This is a genomic window from Streptomyces sp. NPDC053431 (genome assembly GCF_044544925.1).
GTDB lineage: Bacteria > Actinomycetota > Actinomycetes > Streptomycetales > Streptomycetaceae > Streptomyces.
This window is the reverse complement of record NZ_JBITXX010000052.1, coordinates 1-7935: the sequence shown is the minus strand read 5'-3', so window position 1 is coordinate 7935 and position 7935 is coordinate 1. Positions and strand designations below refer to the sequence as shown.

Sequence of the window (7935 nt, the reverse complement as noted above, 5' to 3'; positions counted from 1 at the left end):
TCGAGGTGGGTGCAGACGTTGTCGAGGGTTTCGGCGAAGACGGGGAAGTGGTCGTAGAGTTCGCGTCCCATGCCGGCCCACTGGGAGCCCTGACCGGAGAACACGAACACCGTCTTGGCACGTGGTGTGACCGTGCCGCGCGTCACCCCGGCCACCTCACGGCCCTCGCTCAGCGCCCGCAGCCGTTCCACGACCAGCTGGCGGTCCTCGTCGTCGCCGAAGACCACGGCCCGCTCGTCGAAGCGGGCGCGGCTGGTGGCCAGCGCATGCGCGATCTCGCCGAGGCCGACCTCCGGATTCCGCTCGATGTGCTCCGCCAGCCGCTCGGCCTGACCGGCCAGCGCCGGGCCGGACTTGGCGGACAGCAGCAGCGGTACGACCGGCAGTGAGGCGGCGGCCACCTGTCCGCGCCGAGCCTCCTGGGGCTCCCGAGCCTCCTGGCCCTCCTGTGTCTCCCGGCCTGCCGGCGCCTTCCGCGCTTCCGCCGCCTCGCTCTCGGGACCGGACGCCGCCTCGCTCTCCCGGCCGGACGCCGGCTCGATCGCCGGAGCCTGCTCGACGATCACGTGGGCGTTGGTCCCGCTGATGCCGAAGGAGGAGACCGCCGCCCGTCGCGGGCGGCCCTCGACGGACGGCCACGGCCGCTCCTCGGTGAGCAGTTCCACGGCGCCGGAGTCCCAGTCGACGATGGGGGTGGGTTCGTCGACGTGCAGGGTGCGGGGCAGGACGCCGTGACGCATGGCCTGCACCATCTTGATGACCCCGCCCACGCCCGCGGCCGCCACACTGTGCCCGATGTTCGACTTCAGCGAGCCGAGATAGAGGGGATGAGGGGCGCCGCGCTTGCGGCCGTAGGTGGCGAGGAGTGCCTGGGCTTCGATGGGGTCGCCGAGGCGGGTGCCGGTGCCGTGTGCTTCGACGGCGTCGATGTCGTCGGTGGTCAGTCCGGCGTTGGCGAGGGCCTGCTGGATCACGCGTTCCTGGGCGGGGCCGCTGGGCGCGGTCAGGCCGTTTGAGGCGCCGTCCTGGTTGATGGCGGATCCTCGCAGGACCGCGAGGACGCGGTGTCCGTTGCGGCGTGCGTCCGAGAGGCGCTCCACCAGGAGCAGACCCACACCCTCCGACCAGCCCGTACCGTCCGCCGAACCGGCGAACGACTTGCAGCGGCCGTCCGCCGCCAGACCGCGCTGACGCGAGAACTCCACGAACCCGCCGGGATCGCCGTTGACCGTGACGCCGCCCGCCAGGGCCAGCGTCACCTCGCCCGACCGCACCGACTGCACGGCCTGGTGCAGCGCGACCAGTGAGGACGAGCAGGCCGTGTCGAGACTGACGGCAGGCCCTTCGAAGCCGTACGTGTACGCGATGCGGCCCGAGGCGACGCTGCCGAGCTTGCCGGTCATCAGGTAGCCCTGGAACTCCTCGGGCGACGCCAGCCCGAGGTAGCTCTCCTCCGCGATGCCGACGAAGACACCGGTCCTGCTGCCCTTCAGGGTCGTCGGATCGATGCCGGCCTGTTCGAACACCTCCCACGAGGTCTCCAGCAGCACCCGGTGCTGCGGGTCCATCGACTGCGCCTCGCGCGGGGAGATCCCGAAGAACTCGGCATCGAACCCGGTGGCCTCGTCGAGGAACCCGCCGTGCCGTGTGTAGGACTTGCCGGGCTTGCCGGGCTCGGGGTCGTAGAGGTTCTCGAGGTCCCAGCCGCGGTCGTCGGGGAACTCGCCGATCGCGTCCACGCCGTCGGCGACCAGCCGCCACAGGTCGTCCGGCGAGGCCACACCGCCGGGATAGCGGCAGGCCATGCCCACGATCGCGATCGGCTCGGTCGACGCCGCCTCGACCTCGGCCAGCCGTTCGCGTGTCTTGTGCAGATCGGCCGTGACCCACTTCAGGTACTCGACCAGCTTTTCCTCGTTAGGCATGGGCTTTCCGTATCTCCCGTTGCTGTCTGTGGACCGGGGCGGGGGCGGCCGAAGCCGCCCCCGGGCCGGTCAGTCGGACGTGCGGCCGAGCTGGTTGTCGATGAAGGCGAAGAGCTCCTCCTCGGAGTCGAAGGAGATCTCCTCCGCCTGCCGCGCAGTGGCCTCCGCCGGGGCCGCGACCGGGTCCCCGGCCTGCTGCTGCCCCGGGCCGGCCTCCCGCAGCAGGCGGGCCAGCAGCTCGGCGGCGAGCGCCGTGGGGGTCGGGTGGTCGAAGACCACGGTGGCCGACAGCGGCGAACCGGTCAGCGCGCTGAGCCGGTTGCGCAGCTCCACCGCGGTCAGCGAGTCGAAGCCGAGCTCGTGGAAGCTCGCTTCGGGGTCGACGGAGTGCACGTCCGCGTGACCCAGCACGGCCGCGACCGCCGCGCTCACCTCGGTCACCATCGCTTCCTGCGCCTCCGCGTCGGGCAGCCCGGCGAGGCGCCGCGCCAGCGACTCCCGGCCGCCGCCCGCGTCCGCGTCCCCGCCCACGCTGACGTGTACGGCCCGGTGTCCCGGATCCCCGGCGGCGGGGACCGGCTCCGCGTACCGCGCGAACGCGAACTCCTCGTCCGGCACGACCCGGTAGACCAGCGAGTCGACGTCCGCGACGGGCTGACCGTGCTCATCCGTGACGCGGATCGACACGGTGTGCTCGGCCCGCTGTGTCACCACGGCTCGTACGGCCGTGGCCCCCGCCGCGTACACCCGTACGCCGCTCCATTCGACGGGCACGAGAGCGCTGCCCTCGGGCACCTCGCCCGGCCGGCCGAGGACGACGGCCTCGAGCAGCGACGGATGGAGTCCGTACCTGCCGGCCTCGTCCAGCGCCTCGTCCGAGAGGCGCGCCAGGATCTCCTCGCCCGGCCCGGCCGTCCGGTCCGCCGCGTCCCCGCTCGGCCCGCCGGTGCGCACCAGGCCCTCGGCGACCTCGATCCAGGCGTCGTCCACGTCGTTCGCACGCGAGGCGAAGACCGTGACGGTCCGGCGCAGCGGGTCGTCGGTGGGGGTGGTGCGGGTCTGCAGCTGCAGGGTGGTGCGAGCGGGCAGCGCGAGCGGGGTGCGGACGGTGAGCCGTTCGAGCGTGGCCGCCGCCGTACCGTCGGCCTTGCCGGCCTGCAGGGCGAGTTCGACGAGGGTCGAGGTCGGCAGGTGGGGCGTGCCGCCGGGGGTGTGGCCGATCAGATGCGGGTGGGTGTGGGGGGTGAGGTGCGCGGTGTGGACCGTGTGGTCGGTGCCCGCGATCCGGATCGGCGTGCTCAGCAGCGCGTGCGCACCCCGGTCGGCCTCCGCCTGCTGGGGGCGGGTGGTGGCGTTGAGCCAGTAGCGGTGGTGTTGGAAGGCGTAGGTGGGGAGGGGGGTGGGGTGGGGGTGGTGGGTGTGGGTGGGCCAGGTGAGGGGGGTGCCGTGGGTGTGGAGGTGGGCGAGGGTGGTGAGGAGGGTGGTGGTTTGGGGGGTGTGGGGGTGGAGGAGGTGGTGGGTGTGGGTGGTGGGGTTGTTGGGGGTGGTGTGGGTGGTGTCGGTGATGTGGGTGGTGAGGGTGGGGGTGGGGCCGATTTCGATGTAGGTGGTGGGGTTGTGGGTGGTGGTGAGGGTGTGGATGGTGTCGGCGAAGCGGACGGTGTGGCGGAGTTGGTTGCGCCAGTAGGTGGGGGTGCGCAGGTCGGTGTCGGTGGCGGGTTTGCCGGTGAGGGTGGGGGTGATGGGGGTGTGGGGGTGGTGGTAGGTGAGGGTGGCGGCGGTGCGCTCGAAGGTGTCGAGCATGTCGTTCATGTGGGGGGAGTGGAAGGCGTGGCTGACGTTGAGTTGTTTGGTGTGGCGGCCTTGGGTGGTGAAGTGGTGGGCGATGGTGGTGACGGTGTGGTGGTCGCCGGAGATGACGAGGGAGTGGGGGCTGTTGATGGCGGCGATGTCGGCGTGGTGGTGGTGGGGGGTGAGGTGGGGGAGTACTTCGTCTTCGGTGGCTTGGATGGCGATCATGGTGCCGTGGGTGGGGAGTTGTTGCATGAGGGTGGCGCGTGCGGTGACGAGGGTGGTGGCGTCTTGGAGGGTGAGGATGCCGGCGGTGTGGGCTGCGGTGATTTCTCCGATGGAGTGGCCGATGAGGTGGTCGGGGGTGATGTTGTAGGAGGTGAGGAGGTGGTAGAGGGCGGTTTGGAGGGCGAAGAGGGCGGGTTGGGCGTGGAGGGTTTGGTTGAGGAGGGTGGCTTCGGGGGTGTCGGGGTGGGCGAAGATGAGGTCGCGTAGGTGGGGGGTGTGGGGGTCGTGAGCGGTGCGGGCTTGGTCGAGGTGGGTGCAGACGTTGTCGAGGGTTTCGGCGAAGACGGGGAAGTGGTCGTAGAGTTCGCGTCCCATGCCGGCCCACTGGGAGCCCTGACCCGAGAACACGAACACCGTCTCGCCCCGGGTACGCGGCACCGCACCCGTGATCACCGACGCCGACTCCTCTCCGGCGGCCAGGGACCGCAGGCCTGACAGCAGCTCCTCACGCCCGGTGCCCAGCACCACCGCCCTGCGCTCGAGCTGAGCCCGGCTGGTGGTCAGGGCGTGCGCGACCTCGGCGAGGTCGATCTCGGGATTCCGCTCGATGTGGTCGAGAAGCCGCTCGGCCTGACCCGCGAGGGCCTGCTCCGACCGGCCGGACAGCAGCAGCGGCGTCACCGGCAGCGGGGTCTCCGTGGGCTCCCCCTGAGCGCCGGCCGGCTCGGTCTCCTCGGCCTGCTCGATGATGACGTGGGCGTTGGTGCCGCTGATGCCGAAGGAGGAGACGGCCGCCCGGCGCGGGCGGTCCTCCAGGGTGGGCCAGGGCCGCTGTTCGGTGAGCAGCTCGACGGCGCCGGAGTCCCAGTCGACGATGGGGGTGGGTTCGTCGACGTGGAGGGTGCGGGGCAGGACGCCGTGGCGCATGGCCTGCACCATCTTGATGACCCCGCCGACGCCGGCGGCGGCCTGGGTGTGCCCGATGTTCGACTTCAACGAACCCAGCCACACCGGTCGGTCCGCCTCACGCCCCTGGCCGTAGGTGGCGAGGAGTGCCTGGGCCTCGATGGGGTCGCCGAGGCGGGTGCCGGTGCCGTGGGCTTCGACGGCGTCGATGTCGTCGGTGGTCAGTCCGGCGTTGGCGAGGGCCTGCTGGATCACACGTTCCTGGGCGGGGCCGCTGGGCGCGGTCAGGCCGTTGGAGGCGCCGTCCTGGTTGATCGCCGAGCCCCGCAGGACGGCGAGCACCCGGTGTCCGTTGCGGCGTGCGTCGGAGAGGCGCTCCACCAGGAGCAGACCCACACCCTCCGACCAGCCCGTGCCGTCCGCCGAACCCGCGAAGGCCTTGCAGCGGCCGTCCGCCGCCAGACCGCGCTGACGCGAGAACTCCACGAAGCCCATGGGCGTCGCCATCACCGCGACACCGCCGGCCAGCGCCAGATCGCAGTCGCCCGCGCGCAGGGCCGTGGCGGCCTGGTGCAGCGCGACCAGCGACGACGAGCAGGCCGTGTCCACGCTGACCGCGGGCCCCTCGAACCCGAAGGTGTACGCGATACGGCCGGAGGCGACGCTGCCGGAGTTCCCGCTCAGCAGGAAGCCCTCCAGGTCCTCGGGGATCTCACGGACCCGGCTCGCGTAGTCGTGGTGCATGACACCGGTGAACACACCCGTGCGGCTGCCCCGGTACGCGGTGGGGTCGAGCCCCGCGTCCTCCATCGCCTCCCAGGCCGTCTCCAGGAGCAGGCGCTGCTGGGGGTCGGTGGCCAGCGCCTCGCGCGGCGACATCCCGAAGAAGGCGGGGTCGAAGTGGTCGGCGCCCTGCAGGAATCCACCGTTGCGGGTGTACGTCTTGCCGATCTGCTCGGGGTCGGGGTCGTAGAGGTTCTCCAGGTCCCAGCCGCGGTCCTCGGGGAACTCGCCGATCGCGTCCACGCCGTCGGCGACCAGCCGCCACAGGTCGTCCGGCGAGGCCACCCCGCCCGGATAGCGGCAGGCCATGCCCACGATCGCGATCGGCTCCGGGCCGTCCTGTGCCGCGGCGACGGTCCGCCGGGCGACGGCCGTGGGCCGTGCGGCCTGCGGCGACCGCGAGAGCTCCGCCGACAGATGAGCCGCCAGAGCGGCCGGGGTGGGGTGGTCGAAGATCAGCGTCGCGGGCAGCCGCAGCCCGGTGGCGCCGTTGAGCCGGTTACGCAGTTCCACGGCGGTCAGCGAGTCGAAGCCGAGCAGCTTGAACGCCCGCTCCGGGTCGATGCCTTCCAGGTCCGTGAAGCCCAGCACGTCGGCGACCTGACCGCGTACGAGATCGATCAGCGCACGCTCGCGCCGGCTCGCGTTCAGCCCCGCCAGACGTTCGGCCAGCGGCGACCCGCCGTGGCCCGCGGCGCCCGCGGCGGTGCGGCGGCGCGGGACGGGCGCCAGCCCCCGCAGCAGCGGCAGCGGATCGGCGTTCTGCCGGCGCAGCGCCGCGGTGTCGAGGCGCGTGGCGGCGAGAACGGCGTCGTCGAGGCGCAGGGCGGCGTCGAACAGGGCCATGCCGTCGTCGTCCGCCAGGGGCATCAGACCCGAACGGGCCATGCGCTTGAGGTCGACGTCGTCCAGATGACTGCTGCCGGCGCTCGTCTGCGCCCACAGGCCCCAGCCGACGGAGACGGCCGGGAGGCCCTGGCTCCGCCGGTGCTGGGCGAGGGCGTCGAGGAAGGTGTTGCCGGCGGCGTAGTTGGCCTGCCCGGCCGTGCCCAGGAGGCCGGCGAGGGAGGAGTAGAGGACGAAGGCGTCCAGGTCGAGGCCGCGGGTGAGCTCGTGCAGGTGCCAGGCGGCGTCGATCTTCGGCCGCAGCACGGCCTCCAGGCGCTCGGGAGTGAGCGCCGGCAGGATGCCGTCGTCGGTGATGCCGGCGGTGTGGACGACCGCGGTCAGCGGATGCGCCTCGGGCACGTCCGCCAGGACTCGTGCGAGGGCGCTGCGGTCGGCCGTGTCGCAGGCGACGAGGTCGGCGTGCGCGCCGAGTCCGGCGAGCTCCGCCCGGAGTTCGGCGGCGCCGGGGGCGTCGGGGCCTCGGCGGCTGAGCAGGAGCAGCCGGCGGGCGCCGTGCCGGGTGACGAGGTGGCGGGCCAGCAGCGTGCCGAGCGTGCCGGTGGCGCCGGTGACGAGGACGGTGCCGCGGCTCCGGTCGACCTCCCCGGCCTCGGCGTCCTCCGCCGCAGCGTCCGGAGCGGTCCGGGCCAGGCGGGGCACGAGGAGCCGGCCCTCACGGAGCGCGGCCTGCGTCTCGTCCGGACCCGCCACGAGGGCGGGCAGACCGTCGCCGAGGGGCAGCCGGTCGGTGTCGACGACGAGGAAGCGGCCGGGGTTCTCGGTCGCGGCGGAGCGCAGCAGTCCCCACACGCCGGCGTGCACGAGGTCGGTCACGTCCTCGTCCCGTACCGCGACGGCGCGGCGGGTCACCACGACCAGGCGGGAGTCGGCGAACCGGTCCTCGGCGAGCCAGTCCTGCGCCAGCCGCAGGGTGTCCTGGAGCGCCGCACGCGCACGGGACGGAAGTCCGTCCCCCGCGTCGGTGCCGGTCACGTCCGTCAGCGGTACCAGGACGTCGCGCGGCATGGCCCGGCCCTGGTCGACGGCCTGCGCCAGGGCGGCCAGGTCGGCGAAGACGGGGGCCGTGACGCCCAGGGCGCCCGCCGCCTCCGCGGTGCCGAGCACGGCCACGTCGACGCTCTGCGTGTCGTCCTGCGGAAGGGCCTGCGGCACCCAGTCCACGCGGAACAGTCCGCCCCGCGCCTCCCGGCTGACCAGGGCCCCGTCGGCGACCTTGGTGAGGGGGCGCAGGTCGAGGCGTTCGACGGTGGCGACGGGTTGTCCGGTGGGGTCGGTGATGTCGAGGCGGGCGGATTCGGGTGTGGTGGTGGTGAGGCGGATGCGGAGGTGGGTGGCGCCGGTGGCGTGGAGGGTGACGCCGGACCAGGAGAAGGGGAGGAGTGCGGGTCGGTCG

General features: G+C 73.0%; 2 protein-coding genes. Both read right to left on the bottom strand.

Going from position 1 to position 7935, the window contains the following annotated elements; all coding sequences use genetic code 11:
* A partial coding sequence (locus ACIGXE_RS37265; RefSeq protein WP_399754601.1) for a type I polyketide synthase occupies positions 1 to 1895 on the bottom strand: 1895 nt, incomplete at its 3' end.
* A gap of 99 nt (positions 1896 to 1994) precedes the next feature.
* On the bottom strand, positions 1995 to 7935 hold a 5941-nt coding region (locus ACIGXE_RS37260; protein WP_399754600.1), incomplete at its 5' end, for a type I polyketide synthase.